Source organism: Streptococcus mitis (genome assembly GCA_001560895.1).
GTDB lineage: Bacteria > Bacillota > Bacilli > Lactobacillales > Streptococcaceae > Streptococcus > Streptococcus mitis_Q.
This window is the reverse complement of sequence record CP014326.1, coordinates 51,395-73,439: the sequence shown is the minus strand read 5'-3', so window position 1 is coordinate 73,439 and position 22,045 is coordinate 51,395. Positions and strand designations below refer to the sequence as shown.

The window sequence follows — 22,045 nt, the reverse complement described above, 5'->3', positions numbered from 1 at the left end:
TTTTATTCTCCTGAAAATTCACGCGCAGTCTGGGCAACTACGTCTGTTTCTAGCATGGTACGAATCTGGCGGATTGTACTATAAACAGCCTTGGCATCGCTGGAGCCATGAGTCTTGACAACAGGTGCCTTGACACCAAACAAGACTGCTCCACCAACATCTGAGTAGTTGAGCTGTTTTTTCAAACCTCTGAGGCTGTCCTTTAGAAGGAGGGCGCCTAGTTTCGCTCGAAGACCACCACCTGTAATAGCTGTCTTGAGCAAACCCATGATTCCCATGGCTGTCCCTTCGATGGATTTGAGCACAGCGTTTCCCGTGAAACCATCTGCCACGACAACATCCGCAACGCTACTCATCAAATCACGCGCTTCCACGTTTCCGATAAAGTTCAAACTTTCATCAGCCGCCAGTAATTCATAAGTTTCCTTACGAAGCGGGTCGCCCTTGCTACTCTCTGTTCCGTTGTTGAGCAAGCCAACGCGTGGTTGCGCAATTCCACGGACATTTTTAGCATAGAAGGAACCTAGAACCGCGTATTGATAGAGGTGCTGGGCCGTATTTTCTGCATTAGCACCGAGGTCAAGCATGTCAAAACCTCTCCCATCTACAGTCGGCAATGTTGACATAAGCCCAGGTCGATCGATATTCTTGATACGACCCACGATGAAGAATCCTGCCGCCAACAAAGCGCCTGTATTCCCAGCCGAAAGAACAGCATCTGCTTCGCCTTCTTTGACAGCCTTGGCCGCCAATACCATACTGGCATTCTTCTTCTTCCGAATTGCTCTCGTAGGTTCATCGTCTGAATCAATCTTCTCATCCGTATGGATAATGCTGACGCGCTCTGTCGCTGTCAGATATTGCTTGATTTTAGCTTCATCTCCGTAGAGTTGAACCTCGATATCTGAAAAGTCAGCTAGGGCTTGATTAACACCCTCAACGATGGCTTGGGGTGCGTAATCGCCCCCCATGGCATCTACTGCGATTTTTTTCATTTGTTTTCCTCTTTTAGTAATTGTCCCCAGTCTGATAGGGAATCAATAAATTTCTTTGATTTTAGGTGAATCCCAACGTACTCTTCATAGAGTTGATCCATAAACTGGCGTAGTTCTTGCTTAATTTCAGGCTTGAGCGAAATGGTCTCCAAAGTCTCAAAATCAATGGCTTGAAACTGATTGAGCAGATAAGGAATATTGGGATTGAGATGGCAACGTCTTTCATCCTCATGATAATGATCTGGACAGAGGCAGGCTCCATATTTGAAAGAAAAATCAAAAGCCTGACCGACCCGATGGCAAAAGACACACTCATGAAAATTAAGGCTAATTCCAAAACGGGTCAAGATTTGAATTTCAAAAATATTGGTCAAAACTTGATAATCCAAGCCCTCTTCCATCAACTCTAGGGTCTTTCTCAAGAAGGCAAACAAGGGAGCATCCTGCTGATTATCCTGCAAACTAGCATCTGCAAGAGCCGCCACATAGGTCGCATAGGCCATGACAAAGAGATCGCTATTAATCTTGGGAAAGGTCATCACCTCGTGATAGTCCTCAATGTAACTGAGTCCGTCATCATTGATTCGCAAGAGAAATCGTGCCAGCACTAAAGGCTGAATAACCGACGCCAGTTTGGACTGGCCAGCATGTTTAACGAAAAACATACGCTTGCCAGCCCGCTCTGTAAAAATCTTAACTAACTTGTCATCCTCACGAAAGTTACGATTGTAGAGCACCAAGCCTTGACTCGTGATAGACTGAATCATGCTTCTCTCATGTACTCCTCAAGCCGTTTCATGGCTTCTGTGATAGTCTCCATGCTAGCCGCATAAGACAGACGAACATATCCTTCCCCGTAACGCCCAAAGGCTGCTCCAGGGATAAAGGCAACGGCCTTCTTCTGAGCAAAATCCTTCAAAAAAGCAAAGGAGTCTTGATTATATCCCGCTGGAATCTTAGCAAAGATATAGAAGGCACCGTCTGGTTTGATAATCTCAAAACCAAGAGCAGTCATTTTAGCTATAATATAGTCCCGACGCTGGATATATTCCTTCTTCATAGGCTCCGCATCGTTTTTACCAGCCGTCAAGGCTTCCACCGCAGCATGTTGCGCCATGGTATTGGCAGCAGTTACCAAGTACTGGTGACTCTTGATTAACTGGGCTGTGAAAGCCGCAGGAGCAAAAATCAAGCCCAAACGCCAACCGGTCATAGCATGCGATTTAGACAAACCATTGATAATGATAGCCTGATCTCTCAACATGGTTCCCAGAGACACATGGGCTTCGCCTGTGTAGGTCAATTCTGAGTATACCTCATCACAGACAACGAAAATCTCGTACTTGCGTAAAACAGCTGCCAAGTCTTCCAACTGCTCCCGACTATAGGTAATTCCTGTCGGATTAGCCGGATAGTTAAGAATAACCGCCTTGAGCTTGTCTCCCTGCTCCAAAATGGCCTTCTCCAACATCTCAGGAGTCAAGACAAAACCATTTTCAGTTGTGTCAATCTCGACAACCTCTGCCCCAACTAGATTGACAATCGGCTCATAACCTGGATAGGCAGGAGCTGGCAAGAGCACCTTGTCTCCCTCTTCCAAAATAGCTGTCAAAGTAGCAGACAATGCCTCTGTCGCCCCAATTGTAACCAAGATTTCATTTTCAGGAGCATAGTCCAGTTGGTATTTTTCCTTAACAAAGTCACTGGCTGCCTGACGTAGAGTCAGCAAACCACTCATCCCTGTATAGTAGGATTGGTTCTGGTCAATCGCTCGCTTGGCCGCCTCCTTGACATGGTCTGGCGTTGTAAAATCAGGTTCCCCCAAGGTCAAACGCAAGACCCCAGGAATCTCAGAAATAGCCTGGTCAAACTGACGAATCAACGAAACTTGAATCTTATCTAACTGTTTATTAAAGCGCTTAGTTAGGTCCATAGATACCTCCTACTTTCAAAACGTATCTCTATTATACTACAAAAGCCCCCCGACCGCAAAAATACATTAGAGAATAGCTTTCCACTTTCTATTTTACTTTTCCTGTTTAAAGGTCTATAATAGTAACCGATTCTATTTGGAGGTTTTTATGTCATTTCTATCAAAAAATGGAGCAGGTATCTTGGCCTGCCTTCTCATTTCTATCGTATCTTGGTACTTAGGAGGATTCTTCCCTGTGATTGGCGCGCCCGTTTTTGCCATTTTCATAGGCATGCTCCTACATCCCTTTCTCTCGTCTTATAAACAACTGGATGCGGGTTTGTCCTTTAGTTCTAAAAAATTGCTCCAGTATGCCGTTATCTTGCTTGGTTTTGGTCTCAATATCTCGCAGGTCTTCGCAGTTGGCCAATCTTCGCTCCCTGTCATCCTGTCCACTATCTCAATAGCTCTGATTATTGCCTACTTCTTCCAGCGCTTCTTTGCCCTAGACACAAAACTGGCTACCTTGGTTGGAGTAGGTTCTTCTATCTGTGGTGGCTCTGCCATTGCGGCGACAGCGCCCGTTATTGATGCTAAGGAAAAGGAAGTAGCCCAAGCCATTTCCGTTATCTTTTTCTTCAATGTCTTGGCTGCGCTCATCTTTCCAACCCTCGGCACCTGGCTTCATCTATCCAATGAAGGCTTCGCCCTCTTTGCAGGGACTGCCGTCAACGACACTTCCTCTGTAACGGCTGCCGCCAGCGCTTGGGACAGTCTTTACCAAAGCAATACCCTCGAGTCTGCAACCATTGTTAAACTCACACGTACTTTGGCCATTATCCCTATCACGCTCTTTCTCTCCTACTGGCAAAGTCGCCAACAAGAAAACAAGCAAAGCCTACAACTGAAAAAAGTCTTCCCACTTTTTATCCTTTACTTTATCCTTGCCTCTCTCCTCACTACACTACTCACCTCTCTAGGTGTGTCCAGTAGTTTCTTTACCCCTCTCAAAGAACTCTCTAAATTCCTTATTGTCATGGCCATGAGTGCTATCGGCCTCAAAACAAATCTTGTCACTATGATCAAATCCAGCGGAAAATCCATTGTTCTCGGAGCCATTTGCTGGATTGCCATCATCCTCACTAGTCTTGGTGTGCAGACCCTTATCGGCATTTTCTAATACAAAAGGTAGCCCATCAGCTACCTTTTTCTTATGCTTCCCCAATCAAACGTGTATGTTCTCTCTTGATGCAACGATTCATTACGATGTCATCACATCCACCAGCACGCAAGATTTCTTCCGCCTCTAGACTTTCAAGTCCTAGCTGCGCCCAAAAAATCTTAGCATCAGCCTTGAGAAAATCACGCGCCACATCTGGCAAAAACTCACTGCGACGGTAAACATTGACAATATCTACAGGAAAAGGAATCTCTGCTAGGCTAGCATAAGCCTTTTCACCCAAGATTTCGCCACCTGCCGCCTTGGGATTGACTGGAATAATTTTATAACCCCGAGCCTGCATTTCCTTAGTCACTCGATTGCTGGTTGTTTCTTCGCGGTCAGACAAGCCCACCACAGCAAGGGTTTTACTCGTTGCTAGATACTGACGAATCACGCCATCACTTGGATTGATAAATTCTTGACTCATAAAAATCCTCCTTTTTCATCAGTATAGCACATTTTGAAAAGGCTTGCAGAATTCTACTACAAAAAAGGAGGACTAGCCCCCTTTTTATTTAGCCTCGTACCAGGTTGCCCCTTCATTTTCATCTGCGATGAGGGGAACACTGAGTTGAATAGCTTCTTCCATGGTTTGTTTCACCAACTTTTTCATCTCTGCCAATTCAGATTTAGGAACTTCAAGGACGATTTCATCGTGCACTTGTAACAGCATCTTAGTCTGATAACCACCGGCAACCAAGGCTTTATCTAACTGAATCATAGCAATTTTGAGAATATCTGCTGCCGAACCCTGGATAGGTGAGTTGATAGCTGTCCGCTCCGCAAAACCACGAATGTTGAAGTTGCGCGAATTAATATCTGGCAACTCACGACGACGCTTGAAGAGGGTCTCTACATAGCCCTTATCACGCGCCTCACGCACCACTTCATCCATATAGTTTTTAATACCTGGGAAGCGGTCAAAGTAGGTATCAATGTAGGCTTTTGCCTCCTTACGGCTGATGCCCAGATTATTAGACAAGCCAAAGTCTGAAATCCCGTAAACCACTCCAAAGTTCACCGCCTTGGCATTACGACGGTCATTTGCAGTCACATCCTCAGGACGTTCAATGCCAAAGACACGCATGGCTGTCGAAGTATGAATATCTGCCCCCTCTTGGAAGGCCTTAATCAAGTGCTCGTCTTTGGAAATATGCGCCAAAACGCGCAATTCAATCTGTGAATAGTCGGAGCTGAGCAGCACACTATCCTCCCACTCAGGCACAAAAGCCTTACGAATGAGACGGCCTTGCTCCAAACGCACAGGGATATTTTGCAGGTTTGGATCCACACTAGACAAACGCCCAGTCTGGGTCAAATCCTGCACATAGCGAGTATGAATCTTGCCATCAACCAAAATCCAGTCCTGCAAGCCAATCACATAAGTAGACTGAATCTTAGCAATCTGACGGTAATCCAGGATTTTCTTAACAATCGGTGCAATCGGAGCCAGACGCTCTAGCACATCCACCGCTGTCGAGTAACCCGTCTTGGTTTTCTTGGTATATTCTAGAGGAAGTCCCAATTTTTCAAAGAGAAGTACGCCCAACTGCTTAGGCGAGTTGATATTAAACTCCTCACCAGCCAGTTCGTAAATCTCCTGAGTGAGTTTTTCAATGACAAGCTCATTTTCAGCCTGCATCTCAAGCAAGGTCTCTTTCTTGACCGTAATCCCAGCAATTTCCATCTTAGCAAGGACAAAAGCTAGAGGTTGCTCCATATCATAAAGAAGCTCTAATTGCCCATTTTCGCTGAGTTTTCCAAGCAAAACAGGATCAGTCTCAACCAAAACAGCAAGCTTACGAGCTAAATGCTCCAAGAATTTCTCACGTTCAGGAATGGCCTTCTTGACACCCTTGCCATAGAAAGTCTCATCATCAACCAAATAAGTCTGACCATAAAGACTCACGATGGTCGCAATTTCATTGTCCTCCACAGTCGAAAGGAGGTATTTAGCCAAGCGACTGTCAAAAGCAGGCGCCTGCAAATCCACACCAAAACGATTCAAGAGAACTTTAGCCTTCTTAAAGTCATAAACTCTCAGAGGTGTTTTTTCTAAAAAGTCCTTGAAAATAGGCTCTTGCAAAAGCTCAAGCTTGTCTGTAGCATAGAGCTTATCCCCACAAGACCAAGCAAAACCAACCAAATCATCCGTATGGTAATTCTCACCAAAAAGTTCAAAATGGAAGATAGACTCCTCACTCAACATATCTTGACTGACTTGGTCAACGATAGTAAAGTCCAAACTCTCAGACACATCAGCTGACGACACATTTAAAGCCTGTTTGAGCTGTTTAAAGCCCATCTCATCGTAGAATTTCCCGAGACTTTCCACATCTGGACCACTATAGACTAAATCCTCCAAACCAATCTCAATCGGTGCCTTAGTATCAATGGTCGCCAGTGTTTTAGACAAAAAGGCCTGTTCCCTATCATTGATGAGATTTTCCTTCATCTTAGAAGCCTTCATCCCATCGATATTTTCATAAATACCCTCAAGCGAACCATGCTCCAGCAAGAGCTTGATACCCGTCTTTTCACCGATTTTGGTCACCCCAGGGATATTATCCGACTTATCACCCATGAGCGCCTTGAGATCGATAAACTGAGTCGGTGTGAGTCCCATCTTTTCCATGAGATAGTCTGGCGTAAAGGCCTCAAATTCAGCCACACCTTTCTTGGAAATCTCAACCACCGTATGCTCATCCGTCAGCTGAATCAAGTCCTTGTCCCCACTGACAATGGTAATATCAAAACCATCCTGCTCAGCTAACTTATCCAGCGTCCCGATGATATCATCCGCCTCATACTGAGCCAACTCATAGTGGCGAATCCCCATATGATCCAGCAACTCACGAATGAAAGGAAATTGCTCACGAAACTCATCAGGAGTCTTAGCTCGACCACCCTTATAGTCCGCATACATCTCTGTACGGAAGGTCGTCTTACCCGCATCAAAAGCCACCAAAATATGACTCGGCTCAACCCGCTCCAACAAATGGCTCAACATCAACTGGAAACCATAAATCGCATTGGTATGTAAACCAGCCGCATTCTTAAAACGGTCCAACTGCTGATAGAGCGCAAAAAACGCCCGAAAAGCAACAGAAGACCCATCAATCAATAATAATTTTTTCTTATCCATACACCCATTATAAAGGAAAGCACCAAAAAATACCATTAGGAAGAGCAAGAGCAAGTATTTTTCAAACTTTTTCCGAATATAGCCATTTAGTTTTAAAAAAAACAGAACTTAGCCCATGACTAAATTCTGTTTTTATGCTTTATAATTATAAAAGTGAAATCCTTTTCAACTGCAAAGAACTTCTATTCTTGCTAGACTATATTCATTCCTATTGTAGTAATAGTCTATATATTTATCTTGTTGGTTTATACGTTAATTGATCTTTGTGCTGTTTGACAAACTCACTCATTTCTGAGTCTGGTATTTGACGAAGATATAGATTTGCACGAATCGTTTCATCTTCTTCACGACAAGTTGAAAGAACTAAATACTTATCTTTAGCTGATACTTTAACATTTGGTTTCTTAACTTCAGCTGTTTCATAAATAGTTGTTAACTGTGTTTGAAAATCTTTATCATCATCAAATGAAGTGCGATAAAAGGCTGTTTCTTCCGGTACTATAATCATAGCAACTGCTTCATAATAATACTTTCTCTCTGGAGTCTCAATCACAACATATGGATGTTCATCAAAATAATCTTGACGACTATAGTAGTTCACATCATTAAACATACGATGATCCCCAACTTTACTACCACGAGCATGACCAAATAACCAAGTTAAACGGTCACTAAAATCCTTTTTATTGTCTGTGTCCATAAACACTGTTCCCATATAAGGTTCGTGACCACCATCAAATCTCTTATCTAAATAAGTTGAATTATCAGTTGTTTGAACAACTGGCTCATCCAACTCTGTTCCGGGCGCATACACATAGGCAATCGTGTCAGAGTTTGTATTCAGCAAACCACTGAACTTATTCTTAAGATATTCTTTTTCCTCTGCTGATGTCGTATCAATTTTTTGTGTCGTTTGCGCTACCTTAGTTTCACTCGCCTGATCAGTTGGAGCTAAGAATGTCTTATAAAGGAATAAACCTCCTAAAGCGACAATAGCTACAGCAACAAGCGAAGCGATAATTTTCTTCATAGGTGACTTATTTTTAGTTGAACGTCTGCTCATTTTTATCTCCCTTGTTTATTTACTTTTATCAAAAAAATCACTGAAACGAAGTTTCAGTGATTAGTTACTTCATTAAATAAATAAATTATTTAGAAGCGTGTGTTTTTGGAAGAGCTTTTTGACCAGCTTTAGCTGTTGCACCTGCTTGTTTAGCTGCTGCTTCTGCTTTTTTAGCTTGCTCTACTGCACCTGGTTTACCTGGTTCTGGAGTAGCTGATGGAGCTGTTTGTCCGTTTTGAGCAGTTTTACCAGTTTGGTTAGCTTGATCTTCTGATTTACGAACATCGTTTGGTTTATTATCTTCAACACCAGTTGCGTCATTCCAGTAGTTACCTTGTTTCTGAGCTGCTGCACGATATTGTTCTTGTAATTTTTGAACATAACGGTTACGAACAGTATTATAGATATCTTCAAATTTTTGGTTTGATTTTGCTGCTGCAATGTTTGCTTCCAATGCTGCTTTTTTATCAGAAAAATCATGTCCGTTGTATCCTGAATCCAAGAAGTCTTGCAATGCTTTTTCTGCTGCCGCTACTGTTTGACCACCTTGTTGAGCAAATTGACGCTCTGCCTCAGCACGGATTTCAGACTCATGTGCTGCTACTTGTGTGTTAGCTTCGTCAGCGATATCACGCTCAGAAACATATTTCTTTTGAAGCAATTGGTTAGAAGCATTAGGATTTTCACCTTGTGCGAATACTGGTGCTACTGCAGAAAATACTGCAAGAGCTGCTACTGATGTCAATAAAACTTTTTTCATTGTTTTATCTCCTCTTTTATTTTTTATTTGATTGTAAAGAGTTTTCTTTACTACCACCATTATACCACTTAAATAATTGGTGTCAACAATTTTTATCTTATTTTTAAGAAAATATTGGAGAAAACAGTCCAAACTTTAAATGTTGAACTCTAATCACTCTTAAAAGCTAACTTATTTCAATCAAACGAACAATAATCCTTTATATTCCCGACTATTCGAATCATTACTGGCTGGCAACATCTGAAGTTAGAAGGCCTTGACGAACGAGATTTGCTAAACCTACTTTTCCCCCTCTTCAATACCCTCTGGACGACCACGTTCTAGGCCTTTTTCTTCAGCTCGTTCCAAGGCATAGTTATGTGCTAACAAGGCTTGTTCTTCGCGCATACGTAGTTGACTAAACATTTTCCTGTCCTCCTCGGACCAGCTTTTATAGTCCAGCAGTTGGTCTGCCCGACTGATGGCTCGCTCGGGTTCTTGGGTAAAGGGTTTGTTCCCAAAAAACTCTAACCACAGCTTGCGAACCTCGTCTTTGCTGGTTTCTCTGTATTTTTTTAATTCCAAGAATGCCATCTTGACCAGATGATTTTCCTGCCCATTGTTTGTGATGGTCTTACAACAGCGTCTCAAACTCAGCGACAGTCATACCCAATTGTTCACTAGCAACCTCAGCTGTCAGAAGACCTTGGCGGACCATATCTAGGAAGGCAAAGAGTTTTCCTTCTTCCCTCCCTTCAACTTTCCCACGTTCAAGTCCACGCTCCAGTCCCTGTTCAATACCTTGTTCAATCCCCTTAGCCCTAGCTGTTTCCAAGGCATAGTCCTGTGCTAACAAGGCTTGTTCTTCGCGCATACGTAGTTGACTAAACATTTTCCTGTCCTCCTCGGACCAGCTTTTGTAGTCTAGCAGTTGGTCTGCTTGGCTGATGGCTCGCGCTGGGTTCTGGGTAAAGGGTTTGTTCCCAAAAAACTCCAACCACGGCTTGCGAACCTTGTCTTTGCTGGTTTCTCTGTATTTTTTTAGTTCCAAGAACGCCATCTTGACTAGATGGTTTTCTTGACCGTTATTTGTGATAGTCTTACAAGAGTGCCTCAAACTCAGCGACTGTCATGCCTAATTGCTGGCTGGCTACCTCCGAAGTCAGAAGATGTTGGCGAACGAGATTTAGTAGCATAGACAGACTTCCTTCAACTTTTCCTCGTTCAAGACCCTCTGCACGACCACGTTCAAGGCCACGCTCTAAACCTTGTTCAATACCCTCAGCCCTAGCGGTTTCCAAGGCATAGCCCTGCGCTAACAAAGCTTGTTCTTCTCGCATACGTAGTTGACTAAACATCTTCCTGTCCTCCTCGGACCAGCTCTTGTAGTCCAGCAGTTGGTCTGCTTGGCTTATGGCTCGCTCGGGTTCTTGGGTAAAGGGCTTGTTGCCGAAAAACTCCAACCACGGTTTGCGAACCTTATCTTTGCTGGTTTCTCTGTACTTTCTTAATTCTAAGAATGCCATCTTTACTAGATGGTTTTCTTGTCCATTATTTGTGATGGTTAAGACTTCACCTGTAGTGTCCTCTCGCATACTGAAGCTGTGAAAAGCCAAATCATCTGAGAAGTAATTACTATCTACAATGGCAATAGCATAAACGGGTGCGATGTGTTTGTAACTCTGATGGGTATCACCTTCCCGTTGGCGAATTTTTTCTAGGTTTTGATTGACCTGACTGCACAGATAAGCCCACAGGCGATTGATGAAAAAATTCTGATGATGCACCTGAATTTCAATAATTACTTGCGTCCCATTATCTAGTTCAGCCAAAACATCTATACTAGTGTAAAAATCCTGTGCCGAGTACGGCAGGGAAGGTAATACGTGAATGTTGCTTCCCTCCAAAATCGTCACATTTTTGGCTGGCAAGTCCAGCATATCGCGGATAAATTGACAAGTGATTTCTGGATTGCTAAAGATTTTCTTAGCCACTAAATCATTGGTTGGGCTGATGCCCGGATGTCTTAGAATCATCCTTTTCCTCTCCTTTCATTATAGCACATTTTTAAATCTAGATTGGCTAGATTCACTGCTACTATCTATTTATTCGGAAAAGAGATGAAAAAAACCTGAGAATCATCTCAGGCTTGGTCATTAAATCTTTTTCTCAATACTGAAAAGTGGAGAAAGTGGGCGTTTTTCATGGATACGTACGATAGCATCCCCTAGGAGATGAGCGATTGAAATCTGTTCAATCTTATCAATCAAACGTTCTTCTGGCAGATAGATGGTATCCAAAACAACCAATTTCTTAATAGCTGATTTTTGGATATTGTCCATAGCAGGACCAGATAGAACTGGGTGCGTACAGCTTGCATAGACTTCAACAGCACCAGCTTCTGCAAGGGCATCTGCAGCGTGACAAATCGTTCCAGCTGTATCAATCATATCATCAATCAAGATACAAGTCTTGCCTTCGACCTTACCGATGATGTTCATGACTTCACTAGTATTCATCTTATCAACGCTACGACGTTTATCAATGATAGCGATAGATGTTTTCAAAAACTCTGCCAACTTACGAGCACGAGTCACCCCTCCATGGTCTGGGCTGACAACCACATAGTCAGAACCAACCATGCCACGACGCTCAAAATAATCCGCAATCAGAGGAGCTCCCATCAAATGATCCACAGGAATATCAAAGAACCCTTGAATCTGCGCAGCATGCAAGTCGATGGTCAATAAACGATCTACTCCAGCTACTTCAAGCATATTTGCGACAAGTTTTGAAGTGATTGGCTCACGCGCTCTCGCCTTTCTATCCTGACGTGCATACCCATAGTAAGGCATAACAACATTGACAGATTCTGCACTCGCACGCTTCAAAGCATCTACCATAATCAAAATTTCAAGCAGATTGTCATTTACAGGCGAACTAGTTGATTGTAGGATAAAGACGTGTTTCCCACGGATTGATTCTTCGATGTTGACCTGAATCTCTCCATCTGAAAATTGGCGAACACTTGATTTCCCCAACTCTATCCCAATCTCCTGCGCCACACGTTCTGCCAATTCTTTATTAGAAGAAAGGGCAAACAGCTTTAAATCAGAAAAAGACATGATTTCCTCCGGTATATATGTATCGCTTGTGCTTTTCACAAGATTTTTCCATCTACCATTGTAGCGCTTTTTGCACTATTTTTCAATCAAAAATAAAAGAAGGGCACCATATTTGTACCCCTGCATCATTCTTTTGAAAAATATTCTAGTTCATCAACTCATTGTGCTTCTCAACAAAGCGATAAGCCTGATAAAAACCATAGAGAGTAATGGCTGTAACTACTGGAATCGCTAGTGGCAACTCTGTCTCTAATTCTACAAAAGGAGAGTTAAACAAGAAGTGAGTTCCTAAGGCTAAACTTAGGAAGATAATCCCCTGTTTCTTTCCAACCTTCTGTCCTTTATAGGCTCTGTAAAGCAAGTAAAAACCCACTACAGCCAGACCTGAAAAAGTCCAGTGAGAGGCAATTCCTGAGATGATGCGCTCTAAAATTCTCGAAATGGTAAAGTCAAATCCCTCTGGCAAATCCGTACGAATATAACCAATATCCTCAATCATTTGGAATCCCAAACCAGAAGCAATCCCTAGTAAAAACAAAGATTTTAATTTTCGTACAGGAACCAAAGCCAAAACAAAGACAAGTGGCAACAATTTCAAGGGTTCTTCTACCAAAGGAGCCACAATAGCACTTTCAAAGGCATTTAAAAATGCACTATCTGGGAAAAGAACACCTAGTAAATCATGGATATAGGTATTCGTAAAGCTAGATAACCAGCCGGAAAGGAACATCCCACCCAATAAAGACAAAATCAGGGCATTCTTTGGCAATTCCCATTTTTTCCCAATACGGAAAAGGAAATAAAGAGCCGGAATCATGTAAAAGAGAGCTAGAAAGATAGAAACTCCCATTAGTCCATATTCCGCACCTGACATCGAACCGTCCGTATAGTAGATGGTTTCATACTGTAAACCAATACAGAGCAATAAAATAAAAATAAATAAAATACTGTTTTTCTTCATACACTTTCTTTCTAAATGAAGTATTTATAATTCTACGACTGTCATACTTCCTGTATCCACATCATAAATAGCACCAGAGATAATGACATCGTCTGGTATTAAGGGAGATTCGATAAGGGCTTGCATATCCTCTCGCACACTCTCCTCTATATCTTGGAAGGGCAAGAAGTCCTGGTCTGACACGTCGACACCCAGTTCCTCTTTCAAATACTCCTGAAAAGGACCATTTTCAAAGGTCTGAGCACCACAGTCTGTATGGTGCAGCACCACAATCTCTCTTGTCCCCATCTGTTGCTGGGAAATAACTAGCGAACGAATCATGTCCTCAGTCACTCGACCACCTGCATTCCGCAAGATATGAGCATCCCCAAGTGCCAAACCTAGAGCTTGCGCAACGTGCAAACGTGAGTCCATACAGGTCACAATGGCAACTCTTGTTTTGGGTTTAAGTGGCAGATTTAACTGCCCATGTAGGGCAACATAAGCCTGATTGGCTTGCATAAACTGTTCAAAATACGACATGATTCCCTCCTCGAAAATTTGATAGTCAAATATTTCTCCTATCTTATCATTTTTAAGAGGATTTGTCACAGATTAAGCAAAAACCTTTTTCAAAACTTCCTGAATCGTTGTCACACCAATGACCTGAATTTCCTTGGGTGGAGTGATTCCTGTCAAGGAATTCTTAGGTACATAAATCTTAGTAAAGCCCAGTTTAGCAGCTTCATTGATGCGTTGCTCGATACGATTGACACGGCGAATTTCTCCCGTCAAGCCAAGTTCTCCCACAAAACATTCCTGAGGATTGGTTGGCTTGTCCTTGTAGCTCGAAGCAATGGCAACTGCAACAGCTAAGTCAATAGCAGGCTCATCCAATTTTACACCACCAGCAGATTTGAGATAAGCATCCTGATTTTGCAAGAGAAAACCTGCTCGTTTTTCCAAGACAGCCATAATCAAGCTAGCACGGTTAAAATCAAGACCTGTCGTCGTACGCTTAGCATTTCCAAACATAGTCGGTGTCACCAAAGCCTGAACCTCAGCCAAAATAGGACGCGTCCCTTCCATAGTCACAACGATGGAGGAACCAGTCGCCCCATCCAAACGCTCTTCTAGGAAAACTTGACTCGGATTGAGTACCTCAACCAGACCACCCGACTGCATCTCAAAAATCCCAATTTCATTGGTAGAACCAAAACGATTTTTGACCGCTCTCAAAATACGAAAGGTGTGGTGGCGTTCCCCTTCAAAGTAAAGCACCGTATCTACCATATGCTCCAACATACGCGGACCAGCCAAGGTTCCTTCCTTAGTCACATGGCCTACGATAAAGATGGCAATGTTATTGGTTTTGGCCAGCTGCATAAGTTCAGCCGTTACCTCACGCACTTGAGAAACAGACCCCTGCACCCCTGAAATCTCAGGAGACATAATGGTCTGGATGGAGTCAATAATGAGAAAGTCTGGATGGATGCGCTCCACTTCAGCTCGAACACTCTGCATATTGGTCTCTGCATAGAGATAAAACTCGCTATCAATATCTCCCAAACGCTCTGCTCGTAGCTTAATCTGCTGGGCAGACTCCTCCCCACTGACGTAGAGAACCGTACCCACTTGGGACAACTGGGTTGAGACTTGTAGGAGAAGGGTTGATTTCCCGATTCCAGGATCCCCACCGATGAGGACGAGACTTCCCGGTACCACTCCGCCTCCAAGTACACGGTTGAATTCCTCCATCTCCGTCTTGGTTCGATTGACGTTGATTGAAGTCACCTCAGCTAGTTTCATGGGCTTGGTTTTCTCACCTGTCAAGGACACACGCGCATTCTTTACCTCGGCAACCTCAATCTCCTCGACAAAAGAAGACCAAGATCCACAGTTGGGGCAACGTCCCAGATATTTAGGGGAATTATACCCACAATTTTGACATACAAATGTCGCTTTTTTCTTTGCGATGATAAACCTCTTTCTATATCTCTAACTCACACTCAATCACTTGGCAAAAATCAATCTTCTCATTTGGTACAAACTGGCGCATGAGCATTCGATGAGCAACAACTACCACAGTCTGGTGTTCTCGATACTTAGACATACATTCTAGAAAACGAGACTTCATTTCCGTAGCTGTCTCATATTGAATAGGACTATTAGGAAGTAACTCCCCATTATTTTCTAGAAACATAGTACGAGCTTTTTCAAAATTATCTGTTCCACTTTCATAGACCTGCCATTCATGCAATAATGGCTCCACTCTCAAAGGAAGTCCCGTAGCACAAGCCACATAAGAAGCCGTTTCTAAAGCTCTTGTGACTGCAGAAGATACGATTATTTCTGCTGAAGAGAGGAAATGATCTTTGCTCAGTTCCTGAGCTTGCTGCCGTCCCTTCTCAGACAAGGGTGCCAAATCTATCCCAAATCCCGTATAAGAGCGCTCCTCTAACTCACGGTAATCTGGCTCTCCATGACGTACAAAGATAATTTTCATCCTAGTGCCCAGTCGATCCAAATCCACCAGTCCGCACGCCGTCTGCCGCATCTCCATCTGCAATTAAGAAAGGAGCAAAGACAGCCTGGACAACACGTTCTCCAACTTCAAGAACAACTTCTTGATCTGTGATATTCTTCATCTGCGCAAAAATATGCCCCTCATTCCCAGGATTTCCATAATAATCCCCATCAATGACCCCAACTGAATTAATTAAAACCAAACCCTTCTTACGAGGGTTTGAAGAACGATCATAGAGGTAGAGAACCTCAGTCGGCTGCATATAAGCCTTAACCCCTGTCGGAACCAAGACAATCTCTCCTGGCGCAATAACTGTGCGCACTGCAACCTTTAAATCGTAACCAGCCGCATGCGCTGTCTCACGCTTTGGCAATAAATTTTCATCTGTAAAAGTCGAAACCAATTCAAAACCACGAATTTTCATAATTTTCTCTTTTCTACTATCATTTATTCTAGATTATTCTATCTTATTTATTCGGAAAAAGCACGAAAAAAAGAGCACACAATTCAAATCGCTTAGGGCTGCTGGATTCCTCCCCTGACCCGCTTCACGCAGAACTGTTGCTCCACTATTTATTATATCACATTCCTATTCATTTTAAAAGCAAAATTATTTTTTCCGTCTATTTCTAAAAAAGTCCTGCATAATAGCTGCGCATTCATCTTCCAAAATTCCTATTTCAACCTCCACACGATGGTTGAGACGCTCATCTGTCAAGATATCGTACAAACTTCCAGCAGCGCCAAATTTCTGGTTTTTAGCCCCATAGACCACGTTTGGAATACGGGCGAGTCCAATCGCCCCACTACACATGACACAAGGCTCAATGGTCACAAAAAGCGTGCAATCCAGCAAGCGCCAGCTCTCCTCATTCAAGTTCGCATTCTCTATTGCCATAATCTCCGCATGCATAACCGCTCGCTGCAATTCCTCACGCGCATTATGCCCACGACCAATGATTTCCCCATCTTTGACAATCACACAACCAATTGGAATTTCATCGTGTTCTAAGGCAATCTCAGCCTCTCTCAAAGCCTCCCTCATAAAGATTTCTTTTTCTTCAAGCGTATAATCCATCTCTTTTCTCTTTTCCTACTTATCGATTTTATTATTATATCATGAATCCCAACACAAAAAAAGCCACCGAATGCGGTGACTCTATAGGGAGATTATTATGAAAAAGGTAAAATAAAATCTTATTAAATCAACGCTCTTGGAGGGTGTCCCCGCCAATTCCCCGACCTCTGGACAAGGTCTATTTTTTTGAAAAAATTTTAAAAAAACTTCATCAAAACCATTGACATTATACAACTTTAGTTGTATAATGGATACATAAGGTTAAGGAGGAAACCTTAGACAAGGAAACTAGTAGAAAGGAAAACAAAATGTTTAAGTTCAAAAAGAAGCCACTCAAAGTAAAAACAAATAAGCTAGTAGTCAAAATAAACTTATTTATAATCAGCTTTGAATGGCACTTAGAAATTGGATAGTGAGAAATCACTATCCACCCCTTCGGGGGTGTACTTAAATTATAACAGGAAAAACAATGAAAGTAAATCTAAAAATTAGAAAAACCACCAAGCGTGAAAAAGTTGAATTTATTATTGGACTTCTTCTACTCCTATTTGCAGTTTGGTATTTTATGAGGTAATATATGTCAGTAGATATTAAAGCTATCCGCTGGCTTTTAGACAACGCCACAGCCTATGCTATCAGCAAAAACTGTGGCGTATCTATTCAGGCCGTAGATAAGTATAAAAACGGTGTATCAGATATTATGAACATGCGTTTAAAACACGCTATCAGCATGACTTCTTACGCCCATACACTACAAGAAAAACAGTGAGTGCCATCACTGTTTTTTCTATTTTGAGCAAACAAAAAACCGCAAGCTATTGCCTGCGGTTGGTGTAATCTAATTTGAAAGTCTTTCTGTTTTTATTTTTCTTCTTTTGGTTTATCAACTATAGTGATAAGCCCGTCTGGTTCGGTTTTGAAGGCTGGGTCTGTGTGAAGTTCACCGTTCGCCTTCAAATAGTACCAGCCATCGCCTGACTTAATGAACTGTTTAGATAGCATATAACCATCCTTTTCTTCCATAAAATACCAAGTTTCTCGGTATTTTACCCATCCAGTGGCCATACGACCGTCTGACTTGAAGAAATACCAGCGATGGTTAAGGAACATCCAGCCTGTGACCATAGCGCCACGTTTATCAAGATAGAACCAGTCTTTACCATCGTTGAACCAACGGTTGATTAGGCAGTATCCACGTTCATCGAAGTAGAACCATTCGTTGTTGATTTGCTTCCATGAGTTCGTAGGATAAGAACCATCTGACTCCTCCCACCACCATCCTGTGCTGTTGCGTTTCCAGCCAGCTTCAGATAGGCCACCTTCGATGTCTTTCTTGAACTGCTCACGACTGATACCCCATTTGGCCAGATAAGGGTATGGATCCACATGATCGCTTGCATTTCGCGGCTGGTTATACGTACAGTATTGGTGCGTCTTAATTCCAGCCAAGCTATCAGAATCCAGCGTTTTCGGAATCCCTGCTTCATCGGCAAGGTTCCGCAGAAGCTCAACATAGAGCTTGTAATCGCGCATGAATTCTTCTTTTGTGCTATGACTTTCAATCAGTTCAACTTGTCCGTATCCTTCAACGTTCCAGCCACCTCCTACGTCATAGGCTCCCATGTCTGTATACCAGGTCTGCATTACACGGCCGTTCCCAACAACGTGGGAGAAGAAACCTGAATCAACAGGACGGCGCATGTGGTAGTCTGCTTCATTTTGAGCTGTTGAGTTTGGATTACCAGTTGAATGAGCATGAATCTGACGATATGGTTGCTCCCCCACTTGTGGTAAGTCAGTTCTTAGTCTACTTGTATCAATATCCATCGTTTAATCCTCCTTTGGATTCTCATACTCAAGTGCTTGCTTGCTGTCAGTCAGACCTTTAGTTGTCGGATCTGGAATGATATTTAAGATGTTTACAATCGTTAATCCTACAAGGTAAGGGTTCGCAAAGAATTTGCCAAGCAAGTCTAAAATGACTCCCCAACTGACCAAATCTTCTAGTTTGAGATTAAAATATGCGAGAATTGGCAAAGCTAGTGCGAATGCCACTCGCAATAAGAATGTTTTATTTTTTAAGTTGAATCGTACTTTCCAGTTAATCATGTGCATTTCTCCTTTTATTGTTTGTTTTGAATTAAATTTTTAAGCTCTCTTACGTCTTCACCAAGCGATTTCACTTGCTCAGCTAGTACTAAGATAGCCTTATTCTGTTCATCGTGGTTATCGAGCCGCTTGTTGGCTGATGTCTTGAATTCGTTCAGATTTTCGATATCTTTCTCTAAAATCGTAAGACGATTCTCTTGTTTGGTTGCTTTATCTTTCATCGAAAAATAAAGACCAATCACAGGGATAAGGGTGATGAAGATCTGTACGAGAAATCGTTCATATCCTGGCATATACACCTCCTATTCCTTCCCTTCAAATTTCCAAGCAACACCAGTTCCGTTTTGTTCCAGAGTACCATTCGTCACAAATTCGCTGACAGGTTCGCCGTTGTAAGTAAATTCCTTGTTAAGCTGAACCAAGATGCGCTTGCCTTCACCATTCACTTCAACGTGCTCAGGGTCTTCAATGGTGATTAGATCGTGTGGTAAGTAAGTCTTACCAACTTCAGCTAGTGGAATCAACTCAACCAGATCTTTGTAAGTCGTTCCATACTCAATATTCTTGCTCATGACAGAGTTCAAAACAAGAACATGGATGACCTTTTGGTTCACCTTTTCATTCTCTTCAGTTTGCTTGATGACTTGAGCAAGTCTGTCCTGCTCGCTCTTGTTGTGCACAATCTGCTGCTCAGCTTGTTCAAGCTGTGCCTGTGTTTTGACGATGGCACTGCCCGGATCTAGTTCAGCTTTTAGGATATCAAGCACCGCTTGAATCAAGACATCTTCTGATTCATTTGTACGGTCTCCGGGGAATGATCGTGAGTTAGTGCTGTAGCGGTTGCCTTCTGATAGTTGAATTTCTACAACGGTCTCAACGTTTGAGCCAGAAATTCTTAAGTACGGTCTTGTTGATAAATTATAGCCATTGATTGCCATGTCTATTCTCCTTCTGCTGGTTTAGTTTGTTCATCAAGCAGAGCTTCCAGCTCATCCACTAGTGCTTGAAGTCTTTGATTCTCTGCAACTTGCTCATTCAACTGGATACTCAAGAGATTACTTGTAATCATTGAATTTGTTGAGGCTGTTGACATTTCACTAATTGTCATTTGTAAGGCTTGGTTAAGCTGTTCTGCGTTCATTTTCTAAGTTCTCCAATCTTTGTGTTAATATTTTATTTTCAAGAGCAAGCTCCTGAATAGCTTTAAGTGCGATGTTTGTTAGTCTGAGATTGTCCAGATTCAACGTGTCTCCGTTCTCGTAAACAAGCGTAGGATCCACTGCTTTGACCTCTTGGGCAATCAAACCAATCTTCGTGTGTGCTTGTTTCTGTCTATCCTCTTGCTTCTTCCAATCGTATTCCTTGAATTGGAATTGATGGATATAGTCAAGAGCCTTGTGCTTGCAATTCACAATATTCTCTTTCAGACGTCTATCCGAGAAATGCTTATTGACTATAGTCCACAAACTGTACGCTTTACCGTTATAACTATAATAAATATCATTTCCTGAGCCACCAAAATCAAGAGAGACATTGTTTGAATTCCAAAAACCAATAGTAGCTGTTGTTCCCCCGTTGATGCTCCCTTTCCCAGTCCTCATCCAACCAATTCCATTCGCTTTAATATAACCTTCAACTGTTAAAAGAAATTCAGTTGTTGGAGTTGCGGTATTTCCTCTTGTAAAATCAGAATCTTTATAGACAAAAAGACCGTAAGGGACATTCTCGCCACGACCATAAGAGCCAATGAACTGGACACCCAATCCATCTTTTGCATTATAGTTTCGTGGAACGTTAATCTGTAAACCACCATTCACTGTATCAAATGAGCCATAAGAGCCTAGTTGAATTTGGGTATGACCTGTTAAGGTTCCACCATAAATGCTGGCCCCTCTAATGGTCCCACCGTAAATCCTATCACCGCTTAAAATACCTGAGCGGACTTGACTTGCATCAATCGCAACACTCTGAACACGGTTAATGAATGCTTGCTTAGCAAAGAGTTGGCTCAAGTAAGCCTCGTTTGCGACAAGCTTATTGAAGAAAGCCTGGTCAACCTTCAGTTTTTCAGCTGTGACAGCTTCAGCATCTAATACAATCGTAGTCACCGAACCAGCTTCAAAATTGGCCGTTTTCAGCTTGTCAACCATAGCCGACTTGATAACTGCTTTATCAATCAGAGTCTCACCAGTTATATGAGTCAACTTACCAACGAAGCGGTTATGTCCATTGGCGCCAAGATTAATTCCTGAAATCAAATCACCTGCACTGTTGATGTTTTGAACCGACCATGAGTCAGCAAGCTGCCTTTGGACTGTTTTTAGACCTTCATTCTTAGATACCTCAACCTGGAACAGCTGATTGGTCATAGCCATACGAGCAACCTTATCTGCAATTCCATTTTCAGTATTGCCCAGAATACGCTCATATAGCTGACTGGTTTCCTTCACACGCTGGAAATCGGATTGATTCGCCTTCCCAGAAAGTAGAGATGATATATCTGTGAACCTGCCATCTACTGCTGTTTTGTAGTTGGCAATCTGAGTGGCAATTGATCCATTTTGTGGGTTGATAATCGCTTCAAACCTACGCTCAAGACCTCTCACATCTTCCTGATAGGTTGATTTACCGACAAAATCACGATTGACCAGCTCACGGACTGCTGTCGCTTGTTTAGCACTCTCTTCGCGAGTGTAACGCTGTAGAGATTCCTGTCGCTGACCGTCTTTATTGACATATTCCTGAATAGCTGATAAATCAGTTCGCAACCCCTGAGCTGTCCGCTCAAAGGTAGCCTTAGCTTCTGTGATGAGACCATCAGTGTCTTCGATTGCTGGGCTCCAGTCTGTTGCTAGAGTGCCTTTTTCAAATTTAATCCTACGCACAGAATAGTTATTGTTTCCAGCGTAATCGTATAAAGCCATTTCTCCCCTCGAATAACGAGGGTCGTCGTTCGAAAAGATAACTGGACCTGTGAACGTGAACCGTTGCCATTCTTTGCTTGGAGTGATATTTGCACTAGCTTTCAGACCGAAGCGGTTATTTTGATAGTGATAAAAAAGTAGAGGGCGAATTTCGCCACCTTCATTAATTTTTAAATCAAACGATAAAGTCCATGTTTCACCTACATTTTCTTGAGTAAGGTATGGATGTAAGGGAATGGAGAAGAAACGTGTACTTGTTCGAATCT

The 22,045-nt window shown here is 42.5% G+C and carries 22 protein-coding genes, 1 other RNA gene and 2 pseudogenes; 2 read left to right on the top strand and 23 right to left on the bottom strand.

The window, feature by feature from the left end; translation table 11 throughout:
* Positions 1–2: 2 nt before the first annotated feature.
* Genes AXK38_00445 through AXK38_00435 form a run of 3 tightly spaced genes read right to left on the bottom strand, consistent with a single transcriptional unit; the run spans position 3 to position 2,928 of the window.
* The gene (locus AXK38_00445; protein ID AMH87864.1) at positions 3–995 is read right to left on the bottom strand and encodes a phosphate acyltransferase; all 993 of its coding nucleotides are present in this window, start codon (positions 993–995) and stop codon (positions 3–5) included.
* Positions 992–1,762, bottom strand: a complete 771-nt coding sequence (locus AXK38_00440; protein AMH87863.1) for a DNA repair protein RecO — start codon at positions 1,760–1,762, stop codon at positions 992–994. The genes AXK38_00445 and AXK38_00440 overlap by 4 nt, the downstream gene beginning before the upstream one ends.
* Positions 1,759–2,928, bottom strand: a complete 1,170-nt coding sequence (locus AXK38_00435; GenBank protein ID AMH87862.1) for an aromatic amino acid aminotransferase — start codon at positions 2,926–2,928, stop codon at positions 1,759–1,761. Before AXK38_00435 ends, AXK38_00440 begins: the two co-directional genes overlap by 4 nt.
* 148 nt (positions 2,929–3,076) lie before the next feature.
* Here AXK38_00435 and AXK38_00430 point away from each other — a divergent pair, with 148 nt between their 5' ends.
* The gene (locus AXK38_00430) at positions 3,077–4,087 is read left to right on the top strand and encodes a hypothetical protein (GenBank protein AMH87861.1); all 1,011 of its coding nucleotides are present in this window, start codon (positions 3,077–3,079) and stop codon (positions 4,085–4,087) included.
* 31 nt (positions 4,088–4,118) lie between these two features.
* Here AXK38_00430 and AXK38_00425 read toward each other — a convergent pair whose 3' ends face one another.
* The 15 genes and pseudogenes from AXK38_00425 to AXK38_00355 all read right to left on the bottom strand — a co-directional run bounded on the left by AXK38_00425 (position 4,119) and on the right by AXK38_00355 (position 16,746).
* On the bottom strand, positions 4,119–4,556 hold the full coding sequence (locus AXK38_00425) for a CoA-binding protein (protein AMH87860.1): 438 nt from the start codon (positions 4,554–4,556) through the stop codon (positions 4,119–4,121).
* Between the two features lie 84 nt (positions 4,557–4,640).
* Positions 4,641–7,274 carry a DNA polymerase I gene (locus tag AXK38_00420; protein AMH89585.1) on the bottom strand — a complete coding sequence of 878 codons (2,634 nt, stop codon included), beginning with the start codon at positions 7,272–7,274 and terminating at the stop codon, positions 4,641–4,643.
* A 232-nt stretch (positions 7,275–7,506) separates the two neighbouring features.
* On the bottom strand, positions 7,507–8,337 hold the full coding sequence (locus AXK38_00415; protein ID AMH87859.1) for an SrtB family sortase: 831 nt from the start codon (positions 8,335–8,337) through the stop codon (positions 7,507–7,509).
* 85 nt (positions 8,338–8,422) lie between these two features.
* Entirely contained in the window at positions 8,423–9,097 is a 675-nt protein-coding gene (locus AXK38_00410; GenBank protein AMH87858.1) for an amylase-binding protein, read from the bottom strand.
* A 223-nt stretch (positions 9,098–9,320) separates the two neighbouring features.
* Positions 9,321–9,670 (bottom strand): annotated as a pseudogene (locus AXK38_00405) (flagellar assembly protein).
* Between the two features lie 40 nt (positions 9,671–9,710).
* Positions 9,711–10,175, bottom strand: a pseudogene (locus tag AXK38_00400) (damage-inducible protein CinA).
* Between the two features lies 1 nt (position 10,176).
* Positions 10,177–11,112 (bottom strand): damage-inducible protein CinA, encoded by a 936-nt coding sequence (locus AXK38_00395; protein ID AMH87857.1) that lies wholly within the window; start codon positions 11,110–11,112, stop codon positions 10,177–10,179.
* A gap of 120 nt (positions 11,113–11,232) precedes the next feature.
* Complete coding sequence (locus tag AXK38_00390) at positions 11,233–12,201, bottom strand: ribose-phosphate pyrophosphokinase (protein AMH87856.1); 969 nt, start codon at positions 12,199–12,201, stop codon at positions 11,233–11,235.
* Between the two features lie 145 nt (positions 12,202–12,346).
* The gene (locus tag AXK38_00385; protein AMH87855.1) at positions 12,347–13,162 is read right to left on the bottom strand and encodes a hypothetical protein; all 816 of its coding nucleotides are present in this window, start codon (positions 13,160–13,162) and stop codon (positions 12,347–12,349) included.
* Positions 13,163–13,186: 24 nt separating this feature from the next.
* Positions 13,187–13,684, bottom strand: a complete 498-nt coding sequence (locus tag AXK38_00380; protein AMH87854.1) for a carbonate dehydratase — start codon at positions 13,682–13,684, stop codon at positions 13,187–13,189.
* Positions 13,685–13,756: 72 nt separating this feature from the next.
* Positions 13,757–14,950, bottom strand: coding sequence for a DNA repair protein RadA (locus AXK38_00375; GenBank protein ID AMH89584.1), 1,194 nt, complete (start codon positions 14,948–14,950; stop codon positions 13,757–13,759).
* A gap of 181 nt (positions 14,951–15,131) precedes the next feature.
* Positions 15,132–15,647 (bottom strand): phosphoglycerate mutase, encoded by a 516-nt coding sequence (locus AXK38_00370; protein ID AMH87853.1) that lies wholly within the window; start codon positions 15,645–15,647, stop codon positions 15,132–15,134.
* 1 nt (position 15,648) lies between these two features.
* Positions 15,649–16,092 carry a deoxyuridine 5'-triphosphate nucleotidohydrolase gene (locus tag AXK38_00365; GenBank protein AMH87852.1) on the bottom strand — a complete coding sequence of 148 codons (444 nt, stop codon included), beginning with the start codon at positions 16,090–16,092 and terminating at the stop codon, positions 15,649–15,651.
* A 56-nt stretch (positions 16,093–16,148) separates the two neighbouring features.
* Positions 16,149–16,246: signal recognition particle sRNA small type (ffs, locus tag AXK38_00360), an RNA gene on the bottom strand.
* Between the two features lie 32 nt (positions 16,247–16,278).
* Positions 16,279–16,746, bottom strand: a complete 468-nt coding sequence (locus AXK38_00355) for a deaminase (protein AMH87851.1) — start codon at positions 16,744–16,746, stop codon at positions 16,279–16,281.
* Positions 16,747–17,323: 577 nt separating this feature from the next.
* Here AXK38_00355 and AXK38_00350 point away from each other — a divergent pair.
* Entirely contained in the window at positions 17,324–17,515 is a 192-nt protein-coding gene (locus AXK38_00350; GenBank protein AMH87850.1) for a hypothetical protein, read from the top strand.
* A gap of 92 nt (positions 17,516–17,607) precedes the next feature.
* On the opposite strand, the gene AXK38_00345 is transcribed toward AXK38_00350, so the two are convergent.
* From AXK38_00345 to AXK38_00325, 5 genes are read right to left on the bottom strand one after another with little or no spacing between them, the layout of a single operon-like run.
* Positions 17,608–18,573 carry an autolysin gene (locus AXK38_00345; GenBank protein ID AMH87849.1) on the bottom strand — a complete coding sequence of 322 codons (966 nt, stop codon included), beginning with the start codon at positions 18,571–18,573 and terminating at the stop codon, positions 17,608–17,610.
* Between the two features lie 3 nt (positions 18,574–18,576).
* On the bottom strand, positions 18,577–18,855 hold the full coding sequence (locus AXK38_00340; protein ID AMH87848.1) for a holin: 279 nt from the start codon (positions 18,853–18,855) through the stop codon (positions 18,577–18,579).
* Positions 18,856–18,869: 14 nt separating this feature from the next.
* Positions 18,870–19,148 (bottom strand): hypothetical protein, encoded by a 279-nt coding sequence (locus tag AXK38_00335; GenBank protein ID AMH87847.1) that lies wholly within the window; start codon positions 19,146–19,148, stop codon positions 18,870–18,872.
* A 9-nt stretch (positions 19,149–19,157) separates the two neighbouring features.
* Positions 19,158–19,793: a hypothetical protein gene (locus AXK38_00330; GenBank protein ID AMH87846.1), complete on the bottom strand. Its 636-nt coding sequence runs from the start codon at positions 19,791–19,793 to the stop codon at positions 19,158–19,160.
* 2 nt (positions 19,794–19,795) lie between these two features.
* On the bottom strand, positions 19,796–19,996 hold the full coding sequence (locus AXK38_00325) for a hypothetical protein (protein AMH87845.1): 201 nt from the start codon (positions 19,994–19,996) through the stop codon (positions 19,796–19,798).
* Positions 19,997–22,045 lie beyond the last annotated feature (2,049 nt).